The 19,597-nt window shown below is 64.5% G+C and carries 21 protein-coding genes and 1 tRNA gene; 17 read left to right on the forward strand and 5 right to left on the reverse strand.

Annotated elements, in window-relative coordinates; genetic code table 11:
- The 12 genes from ACCQ09_RS05695 (at position 1) to ACCQ09_RS05750 (ending at position 9,778) form a co-directional block, all read left to right on the forward strand.
- Positions 1-1,122, forward strand: a complete 1,122-nt coding sequence (locus ACCQ09_RS05695; protein WP_040940851.1) for an SMI1/KNR4 family protein — start codon at positions 1-3, stop codon at positions 1,120-1,122.
- A gap of 39 nt (positions 1,123-1,161) precedes the next feature.
- A complete protein-coding gene (ruvB, locus tag ACCQ09_RS05700) occupies positions 1,162-2,202 on the forward strand; it encodes a Holliday junction branch migration DNA helicase RuvB (RefSeq protein WP_012437668.1) in 1,041 nt (346 codons plus the stop codon).
- Between the two features lie 52 nt (positions 2,203-2,254).
- A complete protein-coding gene (gene ybgC, locus ACCQ09_RS05705; protein ID WP_040940852.1) occupies positions 2,255-2,713 on the forward strand; it encodes a tol-pal system-associated acyl-CoA thioesterase in 459 nt (152 codons plus the stop codon).
- A gap of 11 nt (positions 2,714-2,724) precedes the next feature.
- Positions 2,725-3,504, forward strand: coding sequence for a protein TolQ (gene tolQ, locus ACCQ09_RS05710; RefSeq protein WP_011038137.1), 780 nt, complete (start codon positions 2,725-2,727; stop codon positions 3,502-3,504).
- 91 nt (positions 3,505-3,595) lie between these two features.
- The gene (gene tolR, locus ACCQ09_RS05715) at positions 3,596-4,045 is read left to right on the forward strand and encodes a protein TolR (RefSeq protein WP_011038136.1); all 450 of its coding nucleotides are present in this window, start codon (positions 3,596-3,598) and stop codon (positions 4,043-4,045) included.
- Entirely contained in the window at positions 4,035-5,072 is a 1,038-nt protein-coding gene (gene tolA / locus ACCQ09_RS05720; RefSeq protein ID WP_040940853.1) for a cell envelope integrity protein TolA, read from the forward strand. Before tolR ends, tolA begins: the two co-directional genes overlap by 11 nt.
- Before the next feature lie 264 nt (positions 5,073-5,336).
- Complete coding sequence (tolB, locus tag ACCQ09_RS05725) at positions 5,337-6,656, forward strand: Tol-Pal system beta propeller repeat protein TolB (protein ID WP_040940854.1); 1,320 nt, start codon at positions 5,337-5,339, stop codon at positions 6,654-6,656.
- Positions 6,657-6,713: 57 nt separating this feature from the next.
- Positions 6,714-7,232 carry a peptidoglycan-associated lipoprotein Pal gene (gene pal / locus ACCQ09_RS05730; RefSeq protein WP_011038133.1) on the forward strand — a complete coding sequence of 173 codons (519 nt, stop codon included), beginning with the start codon at positions 6,714-6,716 and terminating at the stop codon, positions 7,230-7,232.
- Between the two features lie 6 nt (positions 7,233-7,238).
- Positions 7,239-8,057, forward strand: a complete 819-nt coding sequence (ybgF, locus tag ACCQ09_RS05735) for a tol-pal system protein YbgF (protein ID WP_011038132.1) — start codon at positions 7,239-7,241, stop codon at positions 8,055-8,057.
- Between the two features lie 44 nt (positions 8,058-8,101).
- Complete coding sequence (gene queE / locus ACCQ09_RS05740; RefSeq protein ID WP_011038131.1) at positions 8,102-8,785, forward strand: 7-carboxy-7-deazaguanine synthase QueE; 684 nt, start codon at positions 8,102-8,104, stop codon at positions 8,783-8,785.
- A 196-nt stretch (positions 8,786-8,981) separates the two neighbouring features.
- Positions 8,982-9,656 (forward strand): 7-cyano-7-deazaguanine synthase QueC, encoded by a 675-nt coding sequence (gene queC, locus ACCQ09_RS05745; RefSeq protein ID WP_011038130.1) that lies wholly within the window; start codon positions 8,982-8,984, stop codon positions 9,654-9,656.
- A 46-nt stretch (positions 9,657-9,702) separates the two neighbouring features.
- A tRNA-Lys gene (locus ACCQ09_RS05750) sits at positions 9,703-9,778 on the forward strand.
- A gap of 320 nt (positions 9,779-10,098) precedes the next feature.
- Here the strand turns inward: ACCQ09_RS05750 and ACCQ09_RS05755 are convergent.
- Together ACCQ09_RS05755 and ACCQ09_RS05760 are read right to left on the reverse strand one after the other, a co-directional pair.
- On the reverse strand, positions 10,099-10,416 hold the full coding sequence (locus ACCQ09_RS05755; protein WP_162871121.1) for a hypothetical protein: 318 nt from the start codon (positions 10,414-10,416) through the stop codon (positions 10,099-10,101).
- Positions 10,417-10,605: 189 nt separating this feature from the next.
- Positions 10,606-10,911 (reverse strand): hypothetical protein, encoded by a 306-nt coding sequence (locus ACCQ09_RS05760; protein ID WP_227971303.1) that lies wholly within the window; start codon positions 10,909-10,911, stop codon positions 10,606-10,608.
- 340 nt (positions 10,912-11,251) lie between these two features.
- On the opposite strand from ACCQ09_RS05760, the gene ACCQ09_RS05765 reads away from it, so the two are divergent.
- Both ACCQ09_RS05765 and ACCQ09_RS05770 read left to right on the forward strand, forming a co-directional pair.
- On the forward strand, positions 11,252-12,259 hold the full coding sequence (locus ACCQ09_RS05765) for a sensor histidine kinase (RefSeq protein ID WP_040942257.1): 1,008 nt from the start codon (positions 11,252-11,254) through the stop codon (positions 12,257-12,259).
- Positions 12,256-12,606, forward strand: a complete 351-nt coding sequence (locus tag ACCQ09_RS05770) for a response regulator (RefSeq protein ID WP_011038081.1) — start codon at positions 12,256-12,258, stop codon at positions 12,604-12,606. The genes ACCQ09_RS05765 and ACCQ09_RS05770 overlap by 4 nt, the downstream gene beginning before the upstream one ends.
- 135 nt (positions 12,607-12,741) lie before the next feature.
- Here ACCQ09_RS05770 and ACCQ09_RS05775 read toward each other — a convergent pair whose 3' ends face one another.
- The gene (locus ACCQ09_RS05775; RefSeq protein WP_011269569.1) at positions 12,742-13,995 is read right to left on the reverse strand and encodes an alpha/beta fold hydrolase; all 1,254 of its coding nucleotides are present in this window, start codon (positions 13,993-13,995) and stop codon (positions 12,742-12,744) included.
- 569 nt (positions 13,996-14,564) lie between these two features.
- On the opposite strand from ACCQ09_RS05775, the gene ACCQ09_RS05780 reads away from it, so the two are divergent.
- A complete protein-coding gene (locus ACCQ09_RS05780) occupies positions 14,565-16,364 on the forward strand; it encodes a chloride channel protein (protein WP_011269570.1) in 1,800 nt (599 codons plus the stop codon).
- A 72-nt stretch (positions 16,365-16,436) separates the two neighbouring features.
- Here ACCQ09_RS05780 and ACCQ09_RS05785 read toward each other — a convergent pair whose 3' ends face one another.
- Entirely contained in the window at positions 16,437-17,354 is a 918-nt protein-coding gene (locus ACCQ09_RS05785) for a LysR family transcriptional regulator ArgP (protein WP_012437676.1), read from the reverse strand.
- Between the two features lie 107 nt (positions 17,355-17,461).
- Here ACCQ09_RS05785 and ACCQ09_RS05790 point away from each other — a divergent pair, with 107 nt between their 5' ends.
- Both ACCQ09_RS05790 and ACCQ09_RS05795 read left to right on the forward strand, forming a co-directional pair.
- Positions 17,462-18,088 carry a LysE/ArgO family amino acid transporter gene (locus ACCQ09_RS05790; protein ID WP_012437677.1) on the forward strand — a complete coding sequence of 209 codons (627 nt, stop codon included), beginning with the start codon at positions 17,462-17,464 and terminating at the stop codon, positions 18,086-18,088.
- A gap of 165 nt (positions 18,089-18,253) precedes the next feature.
- A complete protein-coding gene (locus ACCQ09_RS05795; protein ID WP_012437678.1) occupies positions 18,254-18,679 on the forward strand; it encodes a GNAT family N-acetyltransferase in 426 nt (141 codons plus the stop codon).
- 162 nt (positions 18,680-18,841) lie between these two features.
- On the opposite strand, the gene ACCQ09_RS05800 is transcribed toward ACCQ09_RS05795, so the two are convergent.
- The gene (locus ACCQ09_RS05800) at positions 18,842-19,108 is read right to left on the reverse strand and encodes a hypothetical protein (protein WP_228427657.1); all 267 of its coding nucleotides are present in this window, start codon (positions 19,106-19,108) and stop codon (positions 18,842-18,844) included.
- Positions 19,109-19,597 lie beyond the last annotated feature (489 nt).

Here is a 19,597-nt window from a genome sequence, read left to right on the forward strand (position 1 = left end):
GTGGCCGGCCTGGAATGGAAGGTCTACGGTCGCGCGCCGACCCTGGACACCTTCTGGGACGAAGCACTGAACCTTGGACGATCTCCGGCCACCGATGCGTCCATCGCCGCGGCGCAGGCGCGGCTCGGTGTCCGCCTGCCGGACTGGTTGCGGCATCTCTATGCACGCTACGACGGTGGCGCGGTGCAGATGGCGCGTGGTCAGTCGCTGCAACAACCGGACAATTGGCTTGCTGCCGAATGGCTGATTCCGCGAGCGCGCCTATTGGGTGCGGAAGCGCTGTTCTCGTTCGCGCAGGTGCGCGCCCGCGAGGACTACCGTGACGATGCCTACGCCGGCCTGGCCGCCAGTGGCGACGACCGCTGGTTGATTGCCATCGCCGCCGATGCCCGCGCGCCCAGCCGGGCGCTCTGCCTGGACTACGCAGCGCCCGACACCGAGCCGACCTTGGTCTACGTCGATGCGGGCAGCGGGCAGCGCTTGATCGTGTTCGATGGGGTGGAGCATCTGCTCGCGCAGCTGGTCGATGTCGTGTGCTGGTCGCCCGCGTTGCAGGCGAAATACGACGACAACGAGCGCGTGCAGTGGCAGCCGCAGCCGCCTGCACTGGAGACGTTCTGGAGCGGCCCCGGGCACTGGAGCGACGCACCAACGGTTGCGGACACCAAGGCCCTGGCAGCGGCCGAAGCGCGGCTGGGCGTGCGCTTGCCGGCATTGTTCAAGCGTCTGTACAGCGTCCAGGACGGCGGTGATACCGGCTGGTGCTGGGCGCCACGCACCCGTTTCCCTTCGGACCGCTACGTGGATTGGGAGTGCGTGCTGGTCGACCGCTACTTATCGCCGCTGGCCCAGATCGGCAGCGTGCTGGACTTCGCCGCCGCGTTCGAAGACCCGCAGGATTTCAGCGCAGTCGCAACTCTGCATGCCGGTCTGGACCAGGTCCTGGTGCTGTCGAGCCACAACGTCGACTGCCTGCTGTGCCTGGACTATCGGGGCCGCGGGCCGCAGTACGCGCCCGAGGTGGTTTACTTCGAACGCTGGGAAGGACTGCATCCGACCTGGCGCGCGCCGAGCTTCGAGGCGTTTTTCAGCACGCTGCGGCAGGCCGACCTTGATTTCTAGATGCTGCGCCGGCTGCGCGCGGCGTGAGAAGATGGCGGGATGACTGAACAGCGCACCATCGCCAGCAGCGCCACCCGTGAGGACGAGGCCGCCGATGCGAGCATCCGCCCCAAGCGCCTGGCCGATTACCTCGGCCAGCAGCCGGTGCGCGATCAGATGGAGATCTACATCCAGGCGGCCAAGGCGCGCGGCGAGGCGATGGATCACGTGCTCATCTTCGGGCCGCCCGGCCTGGGCAAGACCACGCTCAGCCACGTCATTGCCAACGAACTGGGCGTGAGCCTGCGCGTCACCTCCGGCCCGGTGATCGAAAAGGCCGGTGACCTGGCCGCGCTGCTGACCAATCTACAGCCGCACGATGTGTTGTTCATCGACGAGATCCATCGCCTTTCGCCCGTGGTGGAAGAAGTCCTGTATCCGGCGATGGAAGACTTCCAGATCGACATCATGATCGGCGACGGCCCGGCCGCGCGTTCGATCAAGATCGACCTGCCGCCGTTTACGCTGATTGGCGCGACCACCCGCGCGGGCCTGCTGACCGCGCCGTTGCGCGACCGCTTTGGCATCGTGCAGCGCCTGGAGTTCTACTCGCCGCAGGAGCTGACCCGTATCGTGATCCGCTCGGCGGCGATCCTGGGCATCGACTGCACGCCCGATGGCGCCGCCGAGATCGCGCGCCGGGCGCGTGGTACGCCGCGCATTGCCAACCGGCTGCTGCGGCGGGTGCGCGATTTCGCCCAGGTCAAGGCCGCCGGCCACATCGACCTTGCGGTGGCGCAGGCCGCCATGCAGATGCTGAAGGTGGATCCGGAGGGCTTTGACGAGCTCGACCGCCGCATGTTGCGCACCATCGTCGATCACTTCGACGGCGGGCCGGTGGGCGTTGAGTCGCTGGCCGCATCGTTGTCCGAGGAACGCGGCACGCTGGAAGACGTGATCGAGCCCTATCTGATTCAGCAGGGCTTCCTGATCCGCACCGCGCGCGGCCGCATGGTCACGCCGAAAGCCTATCTGCACCTTGGGCTGAAACCGCCGCGCGACCGTGCGCCCGCAATCGGCGAACCCGGAGACCTATTCTGATGTCGATCCGTTCGTCGCTCGCCCGGGTCGTCTCGACCAACAATCCGTGCCCATGACCGCCGATTCCCGACTCCCGATTCCCCAATCCCCGCCTGTATTCAGTTGGCCGACACGCGTGTACTGGGAAGATACGGACGCCGGGGGCGTGGTCTACCACGCGCGCTACGTTGCTTTCATGGAACGGGCGCGCACGGAATGGATGCGGGCACTGGGCTTTGGGCAGGAACGCCTGCGCCAGCAGCATGATCTGGTGTTCGCAGTCCGCTCCATGCAACTGGATTTCCTCAAGCCGGCTCGGCTGGATGACGCACTGTCGGTCTCGGCGGTGCTCACCCGGTGCAAGCGGGCCAGCCTGATATTTGCGCAGTCGGTCAGGCGCGAGGGCGAAGTTCTGCTGGCCGCCGAGGTGCGCATTGCCGCACTCGGTGGCAGCGACTTTCGCCCACGCGGAATGGACGATGCGCTGTTTGACGCGTTGAAAGCTCTAGAAACCATAGAATCCGATTACTAAGGAACCAACGGATGTCGATCGCATTGCTCCTGGCCCTGCAGGACACGGTAGTGGAAGCACTGCCGCAGGAAGTCACCGCCGCTGCGGCGCAGACCGCCAGCGTGGCGCACAACAGCAGCATCAACTATGCCGAGTTGATCCTGCGGGCCAGCATCCCGGTGAAGATCATCGTGCTGTTGCTGCTGATCGGCTCGTTCATCAGCTGGGTCATCATTTTCCGCAAGGCGCGTGCCTTCAAGCAGGCCAACCGTGAGGCGGACGAGTTCGAAAACCGCTTCTGGTCCGGTGCGGACCTGGCCAAGCTCTACGCCTCGGCAACCGATCGCAACCGCACCGTCGGTGGTCTGGAGTCGATGTTCGAAAGTGGCTTCCGCGAGTTCTCGCGGCTGCGCGACCGCCGTCGCCTGGATGCGCGCGTGCAGCTGGAAGGCGCACAGCGCGCCATGCGGACCGCCTTTACGCGGGAAGTGGACCAGCTTGAGCGCAATCTCGAATTGCTGGCCAACATCGGCTCCACCGCACCGTACGTGGGTTTGGTCGGCACCGTGTTCGGCATCATGGTGACCATGCACGACATGGTCAGCAGCGGCGAGCAGGCCGGTATTGCTGCGGTGGCGCCGGGTATTTCCGAAGCCTTGTTCGCTACCGCCATCGGCCTGTTCGTGGCGATTCCGGCGGTGTGGGCCTACAACCGTTTCACCACCCGCGTGGAACGGCTGTCGGTGCGCTATGAGACCTTCGCCGACGAGTTCAGCTCGATCCTGCAGCGCCAGGCCGGCGCGGACGAATAATGCGCGCCGCTGGCAGGCGCCCGCAGACAGGCGAGTCCCTCGCAAACACCCGCACCTGCATGTGCGGGGCATCCCTTAGGAACGTTCCGCGATGATGTCCGGTATTTCCCGCCGCAAGAAGCACAAGCTCAAATCCGAGATCAACGTCGTGCCGTACATCGACGTGATGCTGGTGCTGCTGATCATCTTCATGGTCACCGCGCCGCTGCTCACGCTGAGCACCGACGTGACCCTGCCGAGTTCGCGCGCCAAGGCGCTGGAGAGCAAGCAGGATCCGATCGTGGTGGTGGTGGCCGCCGACGGCCAGCTGGCGCTGCAGTTGCCCAAGGGCAAGCCGCAGGCGATGGACGTGGCCGGGTTGCAGGCGCAGCTGGCCGCGATCGTGGCGCAGGACAAAGAGGCCCGCGTGGTGGTGGCCGGCGACCGCGCCGCGCCGTACCAGAAGATCATGGATGCCATCGACGTCCTAAAGCAGGCCAAGGTCGAGAAGGTCGGCCTGATCTCCGACTCCGGCGGCGCTGCAGGCAGTGATGCACGCTGACGCTTTCCCCCAACAGACAGCGCGCGAGGATGGCTGGGCCCGCCCGGTCATGCTGGCTTTGGCCGTGCACATTCTGGTGGCGCTGGTGTTCATCGCCGGCTGGCTGTGGTCGCCCGAACGTTCGGTAGAGCCAGCCGCTGGCGACCCGAGCATGGAAGCCTCGCTGGATGTGTCGGCTGCCGAAGCCCGCGTTGCCCGCCAGGCATTGAACGCGACCCCGATCGCACCACCTCCGCCGCCGGCCCCCTTGCCCGAGCCTGCGCCGGAAGACAGCGTGCCGCCGCCGCAGCCGATTGCCGAGCTACGCCCGCAGGATGCGCCGACGCAGCAGCAGGCGCAGGCGCAAGAGCGCGTCGCCCAGCCCGACAAGGTGGATCAGGACAAGGTCGATGCATTGGCCATTTCCGAAGAAAAGGCCAAGCAGGAGCAGGAAGCCAAGCGCCGGCAGGAGCAGATCGACCTCACCGAACGCAAGCGCCAGGAAGAAGCCGAGCAGAAGCTGCGCCTGGCCAAGCAACAGGAAGAGGAAGACGCAAAGAAGAAGCAGGCCGCCGCGCAGCAGGCCGCACAGGCCGAACGCGAAAAGAAGATCGCCGACATCCGCCGCCAGCGCGAGCAGGCCGACAAGGAAGCCAAGCTGGCTGAGCAGAAGCTGCGCCAGGTGGCTGCGGCACGTGCGCAGCAAGCGTCTTCGGCCGCTGCCGCAACTGCCCAGCCCACGGCAGGGCAGGGCGGCACCAACACCGACCTGTCGGCCAAGTACGCCGCGGCGATCCAGCAGAAGGTGCTGGCGCAGTGGGTGCGTCCGCCGTCGGTCCCGCCGGGCCAGAAGTGCACCATCAACATCCGCCAGCTCCCCGGCGGCCAGGTGATGGAGGCGAAGGTCGCGCCGGGCTGCCCGTACGACGAGGCAGGCCAGCGGTCGATCGAGGCCGCCGTGCTGAGCGCCCAGCCATTGCCGTACCGCGGGTTCGAATCGGTGTTTCAGCGCAATCTGACCTTTGTGTTCACCGCGCAGGATCAGTAAGCGGGAGGTGCGTGCCGCGCGCCTGGCTCTGTGGCGCTGTACGCGCGAATCCCGCGCCGGGAGTTGCGCAGCACGCAGGCGCATGTGCCCGGACGCGTTGGCCGCTGCAAGGTCCCACGCCGGGCAGCATCAGCGCCTGCAACGGTTTTGCGCAGTCCCGGCACCACTCGCTTCATTTTCACGTTGTCTCGTTCATGATTGCGAGTATGTTCACTCGCTGATTGGTATCCCTTGCCCACTTTTCCTGCCCGATCCGAGCCGTCCATGAAGAAACCGCTGCGTTGGTTAGCTGCCTTGACCGCCCTGTTGCTGCCGCTGAGCGCGTTCGCGCAACAGCAAGGGCTCACTATTGATATTGTCGGCGGCAGCGCCTCGGCCACGCCGATCACTGTCGTTCCCATGCCGTACCAGGGCTCCGGTGCCGCGCCGCAGACGGACGTCTCCGCGGTGGTCAGTGCCGACCTGGACCGTTCCGGTCAGTTCCGCACCCTGCCGGCCGCGCAGATCGTTGAAAAGCCGACGCGCGGCACCGAGGTGCAGTTCCAGACCTGGCGCACGCTCAAGCAGAACTACATCGTGGTCGGCCGCGTGATGGACGCGGGCGAGGGCGCCTATCGCGTCGAATACGAGCTGTTCGACGTGGCCAAGGGCGAGCGCCTGCTGGGCCTGGCAATGACCGCACGCGCCAATGCGATGCGCGATGTCTCGCACCAGATGGCCGACGCCATCTATGAAAAAGTCACCGGCGTGCGTGGCGCGTTCTGGACCCGTATCGCTTACGTGACCGCCAGCGGCAGCGGCGGCTCGATGCGCTATGCGCTGATGGTGGCCGACTCCGATGGCTACAACCCGCAGACCATCGTGCGTTCGGCCGAGCCGTTGCTGTCGCCGAACTGGAGCCCGGACGGCAAGAAGCTGGCCTATGTGAGCTTCGAGCGTGGCAATTCCTCGATCTACCTGCAGGACATCGCCAGCGGCGCACGCGAACTGGTTTCCAGCTTCCGTGGCATCAACGGCGCGCCCTCGTTCTCGCCGGATGGCCGTCGCTTGGCGCTGGCCCTGTCGCGCAGCGGCAACCCGGAGATCTACGTGATGGACCTGGGCAGCAAGCAGCTGACCCAGCTGACCAACCACTTCGGCATCGATACCGAGCCGACCTGGGCACCGGACGGCGGCAGCATTTATTTCACCTCCGACCGTGGTGGCCGCCCGCAGATCTATCAGGTCGCAGCCAGTGGCGGCAGCGCCAACCGCGTGACCTTCCAGGGCAACTACAACGCTACCGCCAGTGTCTCGTTCGACGGCAAGAAGGTCGCCGTGGCACAGGGCAGCGGCAATACCTATCGCATCGCCATGATGGATCGCAGCCTGGGTTCGCCCAGCTGGAGCACGTTGTCGCCGGGTTCGCTGGACGAATCCCCGAGCTTCGCGCCGAATGCCAGCATGGTGCTGTACGCCGCACGTGAGGGTGGCCGGGGCGTCCTGTACGCCGTGTCCGCCGACGCACGGGTCCGCCAGCGCCTGGTTCTGGCCGACGGTGATGTAAGAGAACCCGCATGGGGGCCTTACCGAACCGCGCATTAATGTTAATATTTCGCTGCGTTAAACCACTCATTGGCCCAGAGCCTCCATAGGTATCCCATGAACAAGTCCACCCGCGTCTTGCTTGTCTCCCTGTTGTCCGTTGCAGTGCTGGCCGGTTGCTCCAAGAAGGTGAAGGAAACTCCGCCTCCCGCAACTGACACCACCGCCGGTTCCACCGCTCCGACCGGTCCGTCCACCTCTGGCCTGTACGGCCCGGGCGACCTGGATACCGATGCTTGCCTGCGCCAGCGCGTTGTCTACTTCGATCTGGATCAGGACTCCCTGAAGCCGGAATTCCAGGCCATCATGGCGTGCCACGCCAAGTACCTGCGTGACCGTCCGTCCTCGCGCATCACCCTGCAGGGCAATGCTGACGAGCGCGGTTCGCGTGAATACAACATGGGTCTGGGCGAGCGTCGCGGCAACGCCGTGTCGTCGGCTCTGCAGGCTGCCGGTGGTTCGGCCAGCCAGCTGACCGTTGTCAGCTACGGCGAAGAGCGTCCGGTCTGCACCGAAACCAGCGAAAGCTGCTGGTCGCAGAACCGCCGCGTCGAGATCGTGTACACGGCTCAGTAAGAAGCGATGCGCTTTCGAGTGACATCCCTGTTCGTCGCGGCGGCCCTTGTGGTCGCCGCGCCGGCATACGCGCAGCGGGCCAGTCTCGCTGACCGTGTTGCCGTGCTCGAGCAGCAGCAGGCCAATAGTCAGGCCAACAACGATCTCCTCAATCAGCTGCAGCAGGCGCGTTCGGACCTGCAGGCGTTGCGGGCGACAGTGGAACAGCTGCAGCATGACAACGAGCAACTCAAGCAACAGTCCAAGGACCAGTACCTGGATCTGGACGGGCGTCTGAATCGGCTGGAAGGTGCGGGTGGTGCGGTTCCGCCACTGCCATCGGCCACCGGCAGCGTCACCCCAGCCCCGGCACCGGCCGCGCGGCCTGCAGCGGCGGCGACTTCCGAGAAGCCGCCCACTGTCCACGGCGACCCTGGCACGCTGGCCATCAGCAACGAAGAGCGCACTGCCTACAACGTGGCCTTCGATGCATTGAAGAACGGCAAGTACGACGATGCGTCGCAGCTGTTCCTCAGCTTTCTCGAGCTGTACCCCAATGGCGTCTACACCCCCAATGCACTGTATTGGCTGGGTGAAAGTTATTACGCCACCCGAAATTTCCAGCTGGCCGAGGCGCAGTTTCGCGATCTCGTGAGCCGCTACCCCACGCATGACAAGGCCGCTGGCGGCCTGCTGAAGCTCGGCCTGTCGCAGTATGGCGAAGGCAAGAACACCGAAGCGCAGCAGACCCTGCAACAGGTCGCTACGCAGTACCCAGGCTCCGACGCGGCACGCGTTGCCCAGGAGCGTCTGCAGTCCATCCGCCTCGGTCAGCAACTGCGCTGAGCCGTTTCGCGCTGGCGCCTTCGGGCGCGGCGCATACTTTGCCCATGAACGCCGCCGCCGTCCCCAGCGAGATCGTCCAGTCGCCGTTGCCGCGATTGAAGATCACCGAGATTTTCCTTTCCTTGCAAGGCGAGGCCGAAGCGGCCGGCTGGCCGACGGTGTTCGTGCGCCTGACCGGCTGCCCGTTGCGCTGCACCTACTGCGATACCGCCTACGCCTTCCATGGTGGCGAGTGGCATGACATCGACGCGATCGTGGCCGAGGTCGCCAGCCACGGCGTGCGCCACGTCTGCGTCACCGGCGGCGAACCGTTGGCACAGAAGCGCTGCCTGGCGCTGCTGCACAAACTCTGCGACGCCGGCTTCGATGTCTCGCTGGAAACCTCCGGTGCGCTGGATGTGTCCGCTGTGGATGCGCGCGTCTCGCGCGTGGTGGACATCAAGACCCCTGCCTCGGGCGAGGACCACCGCAACCGCTGGGACAACCTTCCGTTGCTGACCGCGCGCGACCAGATCAAGTTCGTCATCTGCAGTCGCGCCGACTACGAATGGTCGCGCGATGTGGTCGCCACGCAGGCGCTGGATCGGCGGTGCACGGTATGGTTTTCGCCCAGCAAGGGGCAGGTGAGCGCGCGCGAGTTGGCCGACTGGATTGTCGCCGACCGGCTGCCGGTGCGTTTCCAGATGCAGCTGCACAAGATCCTCTGGGACGACGAACCGGGCCGCTGAAACGCCGGCCGTACCGCTGCGGTGCATGTGGAGGCGCGGATTGAGTTGAGGTGAGCGCCGCGGTGTGTGGTGTGTTGCTTGCGCCGGTGCGTCAGGCGCAGAAGATGAAAAGTCTTCTGCCTTATGCGCTGCGCTACCGCCTCACCGACCGACCCTGCTAGCCTTTCCGCTTCTGTTGTCTACTGCCTGATCCGTCATGAAAAAAGCCGTTGTTCTGTTGTCCGGGGGCATGGATTCCGCCGCCGTTATCGCGCTTGCGCAAGAGCAGGGCTTCGCGGTGCATGCGTTGAGCGTGCGCTATGGGCAGCGCCATACCTCCGAGCTGGACGCGGCGGCGCGCGTCGCCGCCGCGCAGGGCGTGGTGGCGCACAAGGTGGTGGACGTTGACCTGCGCAGCATCGGTGGCTCGGCGCTGACCGCTGACATCGACGTGCCGGAGGCAGGAGGCGCGGGAATCCCGGTCACCTACGTGCCGGCGCGCAACACCATCATGTTGTCGCTTGCCCTGGGTTGGGCCGAAGTGGTCGGCGCCAACGACCTGTTCTGCGGCGTCAACGCGGTCGACTATTCCGGCTACCCGGACTGCCGGCCAGAGTTCGTGCGTGCCTTCGAGGTGCTGGCGAATCTGGCCACCAAGGCCGGCGTGGAAGGCGCGGGCCTGCGCGTGCATGCGCCGCTGCAGTTCCTCAGCAAGGCCGACATCGTGCGTGCGGGCGTTCGCCTGGGCGTGGACTTCGGCCTCACCGTCTCGTGCTACAACGCCGACGCCGACGGACGTGCCTGCGGCCATTGCGATGCCTGTCGTCTGCGCGCAGCCGGCTTTGCCGACGCCGGCGTGCCGGACCCGACGCATTACGCGATTTCGTCTTGACGCCGGTGTAGGGTAGAATGCGCACCCCGGCGCACAGTCGGGCAGTGGGCCGTTAGCTCAGTCGGTAGAGCAGAAGACTTTTAATCTTTTGGTCGATGGTTCGAATCCATCACGGCCCACCATTCAATTCAGTCAGCAAAAAGGCGCCTTTGGCGCCTTTTGTTTGTCTGTACGAGCCGTTCTGGCTGGCACTCCGCGGCCCCGGTCGGTCGTTGCAGGGAGCGGGCCTGCGTTCCGAGGCGTCTACGAGTGGCCAAGATGGCAGCTCGTGTCCGACATGCATCCCCTGGGGCAACAGTCGTCGCGGCTGTCACGGCTGCCACCGTGATGCCGCGCGCGTAGCACGGCGGTCTGCGGTGAGCGCTGGATGCCGTCAGTCGGTGACGCCGGCCGAAGCTGCTGCCCCGGTCTTGCCCGGGGCCAGTGTCAGGTGGCGATGTGATCAGCCTTTGCAGATCCATTTGCCGGTGACGGCGTAGGTCCTGGCATTGATTGCACGTGCGTTGACCCGGCCCAGCCGCACGGCGGTGGTTTGCGGAAACGCAACGCGGCATTGCGTTGCGCCATCAGCCCATTGCTGACTAAAGATCTCGGTCCGGCCGGGCCCGCCAGCGGTGAAGGAGGTCATCTGAGTCGTTTGATAGACGAATTTCAAAGGCTTTGCGACGGCCAAATTGGTTCCCGCAAATAACAGAAAAATCGCGGAAGCAATAATGGTCTTTTGAATCGATTTTCGACGCAGGGGCTCGTGCATGTTCATAAGGGTCGCTTTGATAGGAAATGGAGTTATGCGGCTGGTGGAGCGTTGTCATCGCGCAGGCTACGGCGCGGATAAGACGATCCCATGATGCTTGCAGCCTCTTGTGTATTACCGATGTGCGTTATTCAGCATGCTGCGGCGAATGGTTGATTGCCTATCTCAGGATGCTGAGAATTGGACGCGTTCGATTCATTCTTCAGGCGTGTCGACGGCCTCGCCATAGATCTGCGCGCACTGCTCGGGTGACACAAAGCTGACCCTGTAGAAACTTTCCTGATCCTGGATCTGGCACAGCCATTGTGTCCAATGCCTGCGTAGCGTGAGGAAGGAATGCGCGGGAGCGATTGGTGCGTTTTCAGTGCCGCTTGAATATCGATGCGGCGAATGTATTTCATTTTGATAGAGAAAGAAGGCGGCCGTTAAAACCAGTAATGAAGGAATGACGCCCTGTCGGAATTTATTGAGTTTTTCGGGGATCTCTCTTGAGAGGGTCATATTGATCGGCCTCGCCCATTACCGCGTTGGCCGGACAGTACGCAATTTGGTCGCTCGTCTGGAAAATCGCATTCGCTCCGGCGGTTGGTTGTTCCGATCGATTCCCAATATTCAAAAAAGCGCTGCATCGCGGGAAGTGATGCAAGCCGGTCAGATCCCTATCGAAGTGACGCGCGATTGCTCGCACGTCGCCAATAGGTCGAGGTCATGGCACGCGATTCGATGCCAATGGTGCGCCTGGCGTGCGCAATGGATCAGTCCGCCTGCCGGGCGTGGTTCATGATGAGGCTTTCACATCAGCCTGCTATCGTGCACGCCAATTCCGGGGCCAGATGACGTGATAGCCGAGCAGCAAGAAGACGCCGCGAAATCGCGCATCTACAAAGCGCTTTTGCAGGCCACTCCCGATCTCCTGTACGTGTTCGATACCCAGCACCGTTTCATCTACGCCAATGAAGCGCTGTTGGCGATGTGGGGCATGGAGTGGGAGCAGGCGTCCGGCAAGACCTGTCTGGAGATCGGCTACGAGCCGTGGCACGCGGCGATGCACGATGAGGAAATCGAGCGCGTCATTGCCACCGGCCAGCCATTGCGTGGCGAAGTGCCGTTCCCGCACATCAGCAAGGGCGTGCGGGTGTATGACTACATTTTTACGCCCGTCTTCGGGCCAGATGGCCGCGTTGAGGCCATTGCCGGTGCCACCCGTGACGTCACCGAACGCAAGCAGCATGAGCAGCATCTGCAGCTGCTGATCAATGAGCTCAATCACCGGGTGAAAAACTCCCTGGTGATGGTGCAGTCCCTGGCGCGGCAGTCGCTGAAGAACGCTGAGAGCCTGGACGATGCCAATGAAAAGATCGACGCGCGCCTCATGGCGCTCTCCAGTGCGCATAACACCTTGACCCGCGAGAATTGGGTGAGCGCCGATATCGCCGAACTCACACGCGATGCGGTGGAGCTGTGCGAGTCACACCAGGGGCAGCGGTTCGAACTGCATGGCAGTTCCTGCCGGCTGGACCCGCGCCGCGCACTGGCGCTGGCGATGGCCTTGCATGAGTTGTGCACCAATGCGGTGAAGCACGGTGCGCTGTCGTCCGCGGAAGGGCGCGTACGGATTGCCTGGGAGTGCACCATGCGCGAGGGCGAGAATCGCCTGGAGTTGTTGTGGCAGGAAAGCGGTGGCCCGGAAGTGCGGCCGCCGCAACGCAAGGGCTTCGGCTCGCGATTGCTGGAGCGGGGCCTGAAGCACGATCTCAATGGTGATGTGTCCTGGGTCTTCGATACGGCGGGTATGTCCTACCGCGTGTCGTTGGCGTTGCCGGCTGCGACCGCGGAGCTGGCAGCATGAGTGCGCGCGTACTGGTGGTAGAAGACGAGTCGCTGGTGGCCATGTTGCTCGAAGATTGCCTGGCCGAACTGGGCTATGAAGTGGCCGGGACCGTGGGCGATGTCAGCACCGCGCTTGAGGCGGTGAAAAAGGGCAATCTGGATATGGCAGTGCTGGACGTCAATCTGGGCGGCACGATGTCCTTCCCGATTGCCGAAGAACTGGATGCGCGCGGCGTGCCGTATATCTTCGTGACCGGCTATGCCTCCAGCGGGATTCCAGAGAAGTTCCGTCACCGGCACGGGGTGCAGAAGCCCTTTCGTTTCCGCGACCTGCAGGACGCATTGGCGCTGTTGCAGAAAGCCTGATCGCGCCTAGCGTTGGCACGCACTGCGCCCGAATCGCTGAAGCGACTATGTCGTCCATGCGATCACCCTGCACGGCAAAACTCTCCGGAACGCCCGAAGATCGCGGCGTTCCGGGGAGTCCTTGTGCAGGATCGATCAGCGCTGCTTGTCCAACAGTTGCTGGCGCACCGCCACGATGCAGCTGTCCTTGATGGCCAGATGCTCACCGGCACTATTGTCGCTGGCCTTGCCGGTGCCCAGGTCCACCAGTGACACCTGGGTGCTGCCGCGCTGCTCGAAGGCGGCGATGGCAGTGGTTGCATTCTTCAGCGGCACGGTGGCGTCATTGGACGAGCCGCACAGCAGCGTCTTGGTCCGCGGGCGCCAGTCCAGCAGGTCGTTGCGGGCCAAATCCTTGCGGAAGGGATTGTTCGGGTTGCTGGCAAAGTCGCGGTAGAAATCGGCCTGGAAGTACTGTTTGACCTTGCCGATCTCCGGCAAATCGACAAACAGGTCCAGCAGGCTCTTGGTGCCGGGGAATTGTGATTCGACGGTGGCCGCCCACGGCGCGCGGAACACCTGCGATGGCGCGGTATAGATGTTTTGATACGCGTGCTGCATGCCGACGATGGCGTAGCTCGCCAGCACCAGGCCGAAGGTGCTTTCGCCGACCGTATTACGCCCGCTCCAGCTATCGACAAAGGTCTGTTCGAGCGCGTACGGGCCGGCAATCGGTGCGCTGGCGACCAGATTGAATTCCTTCGACAGATGCGCTTCGATCTCGCGTTGGCTGGCCATCGCCGCGTGCCCGCCGACCGAGTAACCCGACAACATCACCTTGCCCGACAACGGCGTGTTCAACCGGTCCAGCACGGTGCGGGCCGCGCGCAGCGCATCGATCATCGCGTTGGCTTCGGTCGCGCTGTGCAAATAAGGATGGAAGGGATAGCTGGACTTGCCGAGCCCGAGGTAATCGGTGCTGACGACCACATAGCCCTGACTGGCCAGGTGCGTTACCAGCGGGTCATTGCCCTTGGCATCGCGGATGTCCTTGGCCATCTCATCGCGCCGCAGCGTCTGCGTGCCGTCGCCCCAGCCGAGCAGGGGATAGGGCCCCTGACATTGCGGGCCTCCCGGTACCAACATCGCGGCGGAGGCCGTGGTCGGCTCGCCGTTGACACCAACGGTGGCATAGGTGAATTCGGCCAGCCGCACATTGCATTTGGGCTGTTCAAGCGGCTGGTCGTCTTTGACCAGCACGGCGATCACATCGCGTGGGTAACTGCTCAGGAAGTTGCTGTTCAATAGCGTGCCGAGTGCAGGCGCAGCCAACGCCATGCCGGGCAGCAAGGCGCCGGCAACGGCGATGGCAAGGATGTGGAGCGCTGTGCGGTGTTGGCGTGGAAACATGGGAGTGACCTTGTTTCAAGGGCCCAGGGCGGGCCGGAAGTAGGAGTTGGTCAGTGCGCTGATCGAGGTGATGCCGGGTGCGCGCGTCCGGCGTGCAAGCAGGCTGCAGCGGACTCAGGAGGGGGTGTTCATCGATCAAAGCTCAGCGCGTTGAGAGCGCGCACTATGTGCCTGCATACCGCCGCGAAGAGTCGGCACGGCGAAGCACATGGCCATCGTACGAATCGGCATGGCCTGCGCTGACACTGGTTTAGCCGGCAGGCACGTACCGGCGCACGCACTGCGTTTCACCGCTGGCCGTTGACTGCTGCAATGTGACAGGCGCTATCGTTTTGCCGCAGTGCGTGCGCCTGAGGACTCATGCGTTGGCTGCGCGTTGTCTGTCTGTGGCGCTGACCAGCAGGAGCGTCTGTTGTTCTCAGGAGCGCGCCGCGGCGGCCGGTGAAGTGGGCGCCGCGAGATGAAATACCCAGGGCTTCAACGTTGGCGTCCGCAGCGATGTTGCACAATGACGCATCCTCACTGCGCGCGTGATCCTGCTCTGCCGGGCAGGACGTGCATCTGCCCTCATGCAATCGCTACGCCTCCGCGTTTCCCGGTCCCTACAGCGTGCACGGGTCCCGCTCGATCTGCTGCTGGGCTGGCTGCGCCGGCAGTTTCGCGCCAACGATCTGTGGTTCATCAGCCTGGCTGCCGTGGTGGGCTTGATCGCCGCAGTGCTGACCGTGCTACAGGCAGGTCTGGCCCACACGTTGCAAACGTGGCTGTACGGGTTGGCGCCCGGCGAGCGGCTCAGTACGGCGGACGGCATCGGCGTGCAGCAATTGTTGGTGTTGCCGCTGGGCGGCCTGCTGGTGGGTCTGGTCGCATTGCTGGCGCGCCGCCGTCAACGGCCATTGGTGGACGCGGTGGAAGCCAATGCGCTGCACGGCGGGCGCATGTCGATGCGCGACAACCTGATCGTCGCGGTGCAGACCTTGCTCTCGAACGGGTTCGGTGCATCGGTGGGCCTGGAGGCGACCTACACGCAAATGGGCTCCGGTGCGGGCTCGCAGCTGGGACGGGTCCTGCGCGTGCGTCGTACAGACATGCGCACGCTGGTCGGCGCAGGCTCCGCGGGGGCGATCGCCGCCGCGTTTGGTGCTCCGCTGGCCGGCGCGTTCTACGCATTCGAGATCGTGATCGGTGCCTATACGCCATCGGCGCTGGCGCCGGTGGCGGCAGCCGCGCTGGCTGGCGCGTTCATGGCCAACGCCTTGGGTGCCACGCCATACGCACTGCCGGCGGCGGTGGCCTACCAATTGCAGCCGCGCGACTACGCGATCTATATCGCCTTGGGCCTGGCCTGTGCGGTGATCGGCATTGCGGTGATGCGGCTGGTTGCCGGCATCGAGCGTGGCGTCGGGCGGATCAATCTACCGCTCTGGGGCCGGCCAGTGATCGGTGGGCTGTTGCTGATTCCCCTGGCCGCGTATTCGCCGCAGGTGCTGTCCTCCGGCCACGGCGCCTTGCATCTGGATCTGACCAGCACCACCACGCTGCAGTTTCTGCTGACCTTGCTGGTATTGAAGTGCCTGGCCTCGGGCATCTCGCTGGGATTCGGGTTCCGCGGCGGCCTGTTTTTTGCGTCGCTGTTCATGGGCTCGTTGGTGGGCGCCTTGTTTGCGGTGGGCACCAATCTGCTGATGGGTGCGGCAGTGGTGGATATCACGAGCGCCTCGCTGGTAGGCATGGCGGCGCTTGCGGCGGCGATTGTGGGCGCGCCGATGACCATGGCAATGCTGATCCTGGAGGGCACGCACGATTTCGTGCTGGCCAGCGCTGTGATGGCCGCCGTGCTGGTGGCCAACACGGTGGTGCGTCAGGTGTTCGGTTATTCGTTCTCTACCTGGCGCCTGCACCTGCGTGGCGAGAACATCCGTAGCGCGCGCGATGTGGGTTGGGTGCGCCACCTGTCGGCTGGCAAGATGATGCGCAAGGATGCCAACCACACCCGCGACGACACCAGCGTCAGCGAATTCCGTCGGCGCTTTCCACTGGGCTCCACGCAGCGGGTGGTGCTGGAAGACGCCTTGGGGCGATACGCCGGCGTGGTGCCATTGGCCATCCTGTATGGCGATCGCGTGCGCGAGGATGCGCCGGTGAGCGACTACGCACAGCACCGCGACGCCGCGTTGCTGGCAGACACCGATATCGTGGCGGTGATGAAGGTCTTCGATGCCACCCAGGCCGATGAGCTGGCGGTGATCGATCAGCAGCGCACCGTGCTGGGCGTGTTATCCGAGGGCTTCGTGCGCAAGCGGTATGCCGAAGAGCTGGAGAAACGCGAGCGCGAGTTGATGGGCGAGCGCGGGACTGGCGAGGAGTGAGCGTGCGTTGGCCGCGTGGGCGTGGGCCGCGCGGAGCCTGGAACGCGACACGCGAAGCGCTTCGAGCAGCGCTCAGTGAGCGGGTCCCTGCTTGCCAACGCGCAAGCTCGCCGCCGCTGCGGTTCGCAAGCTATCGCCCAGGCGCTGCAAGGTCGTCGAGCGCACCGCGGCATGCTGCCAGTACAGCGGCACATCCAGCCAGCGCGTCGGGTCGATGATGAGCAGCGTCTTGCGCTCGACTGCCGGCAACACCATCGCCTCCGGCGCCAGGCACCAGCCCAGCCCACGCGCGGCGGCGTCCACGAAGCCGGTGGATGTGGGCAGGTAGTGGATCGGCGGCGACAACTGCATGCGCGTGATGCGTCGCGCAAAGCGTGCCTGCAGCGCGTCCTTGCGGTTGAACACCATCATCGGTGCGCGGCTCAATCCGGCGGCGTCCAGGCCGCTGCTGAAGTAGCGGGCCACAACATCCGGCGACGCGATGGCGTGGTAGCGCATGGTGCCCAGCGGCTGCACATTGCAGCCTTGCAGTGGCCGGCGTTCGGCGGTGACCGCACCCAGTACCGTGCCAGCGCGCAGCAGCTCCAGGGTGTGGTCCTGGTCATCCACATGCACGTCGAACAACAAGCCGTGCGCCTGGTGCAGGTCGGCCAATGCGGACAGCACCCAGGTCTGCAAGGAGTCGTCGTTGACGGCGATGGACAGCGTGCGCGGGGTGCCGCCCACTCCCGCGTCAGGCAGGAAATCGGCCATGGCCTCGGCTTGCAGCACCTGCATCGGCCGCAGCCTGCGGAGCAGACGCTGGCCGGCCGGGGTCGCGCGGCAGGGCGCTGTGCGCAACACCAGAACCTGGCCGAGCCGGTCTTCCAGTGCCTTGATCCGCTGCGAAATCGCCGAAGAGGTCACCGACAGCCTGCGTGCAGCCAACTCGAAGCTGCCTTCATCAAGCACGGCAGCGAACGCGGCCAGTTGGGGGTGCAGCAACTCCATGCGAACTCGGTGGGATTAGATTTCCTTTGGAGCATACAGAATATTTAGGTTTCCTAATCCTAGGGGCGGCGGCAGTCTTGCCGCACGCAACCAACAGACACCGCGCCATGGTCTTCAACGCAGCACTTTCCGGCTTCATTGCCAGCGCTGGGCTCATCATCGCCATCGGGGCGCAAAACGCATTCGTCCTGCGCCAGGGGCTGCAGCGGCGGCATGTCGGCCTGGTCGTGGCCATCTGCGCCTTTGGCGACATCACCTTGATCCTGGCCGGCGTCGCCGGCATTGGCGCGGTGGTGCAGCACTGGCCGCAGATCCTGCAGCTGTTCCGTTATGCGGGTGCGGCGTTCCTGGCGGTGTACGGGGCGATGGCCGCCCAACGCGCCTGGCGCGGGCAGGGCGCACTGGCACCTGCCGAACGCGACGATCAGCGCTGGCAGCAGGCGGCGCTGACCTGCCTGGCTTTCACCTTCCTCAACCCGCACGTGTATCTGGACACCATGGTGCTGCTGGGTAGTCTCTCCGCACGCCATGCCGGCGTCCTGCGCTGGGCATTCGCACTGGGTGCCTGCCTTGCCAGCATCACCTGGTTCTGCGCGCTGGGCCATGGCGCGCGGCTGCTGCAACCGGTGTTCCGTAACCCACGCGCCTGGCGGGTGCTGGATGCTTGCATCGCCGTGTTCATGCTGCTGTTGTGCGTGGCACTCCTGCTGCCGCAGCATACGACCTCGGGTTAAGCGCGGCGAACGCAAGCAAGTGCGCGGTCGTCGGTTGGTGCGGATGGTTTGAAGCAGCCTGAGTGGGCAAGCTGGCCGTGCCGGATTCTGCTCACCGGCCGCACGCAACTGCGGATGCGCACGTCGCTTGTTCGTCGCTCCACGCCCTTTGTCAGGACACTTCACATGCCGCACTTGCACGTCAGCGCCGACAACTCCCTGCTCGATATCGGCTTGATCCATCGCACGCTGTCACAAGATACCGATTGGGCCAAGGACATCCCCATCGCCCTTGTGCAGCGCGCGATCGATCATTCGTTGTGCTTCGGCGGGTTTGTCGATGGCCAGCAAGTCGCGTTCGCCAGGGTGATTTCCGACTATGCGACCTTTGGGTACCTGGGCGATGTGTTCGTGCTGCCGGAGCACCGCGGCCGCGGCTACAGCAAGGCGCTGATGGATGCGGTCATGGCGCATCCCGATCTGCAGGGGCTACGCCGCTTCAGCCTGGCCACCAGTGATGCGCATGGCCTGTACGCCCGCTACGGGTTTACGCCGCCGTTGTTTCCGCAGTCGTTGATGGAGCGGTATGTTCCTGGGTTGTATTCGACCTAGATTCCGGGCGCGCTTTGCAGCTTTGCTGCTGGCTAGTTGGCCAGCAATGCGCGGGGGTGACCCTGCGCGATGCGCGCCACTCGCGTGGTGCGGCCGTGGCGTACCACGTAGCCGTCGCAGGCGGCGGGTGCGAGAGGACACAGCATGCAACGTGCGCAGCCATCATCTCTGCGCGGCATGCATCCAGTCTTCTGCACATGCCAGGGCGTCGGCTTGGGTTGCGCTACAACCACCGGCCAGATGGCGATCGTGCGCAGGGTCGATCGCCTCCCATTCCCAATGTGGTGCAGACGGCCACACCGCGAGCATGCACATGCGCGCATCGGCCAGCCGGACATCGCGCTGCCAGATTTGCAGCGCGTCTACCCACACGCGGTGCCAATGCAGATGCATGCAGTCGGCGTCGGCAAGCACGCCTGGATCGCGCATGGACGACGCAGAACAGCCGGTGTTGGCACTAGCGCGCACGGAGCGCATCCGGAAGGAGTGAGCGGGAGCAGTGACGATCATCACGGGGATCCTTGGTCGAGCAGATGCGCCATGCGGGATGTGTCACTCCCACCCACACATCTGCGTTACCGGCAACGCCGGCTGCGGATGTCGTGGGTACCTGATGGCTAAGATGCCGCCTATCTGGCGGCGGCCGGGCTACCATCCGGCCTGCTCTCTTTCGACCGCGGCAGCGTACCCAGCTGGCGCCATCTGCGCAAGCACTCCCGCGCCTCGTTCGGTGCTTGTTTTTAACTGGTTTCTGTGTGCAAACAGGCGTGTGCCAGCGATGTATGCGTGACCGAAAAAACGCGTTCAACTGCGGCTGGCACATACGAACAGAGCGCCTGTTGGTACGCCCTTTCTTGTTGGCGTTTTCAGACATCGCAGCCGCGTCCCGGCGATGTGATCCCTATAGCGGGATTCTGG

The organism is Xanthomonas sp. NCPPB 2586, from assembly GCF_041475775.2.
Lineage (GTDB): Bacteria > Pseudomonadota > Gammaproteobacteria > Xanthomonadales > Xanthomonadaceae > Xanthomonas > Xanthomonas campestris.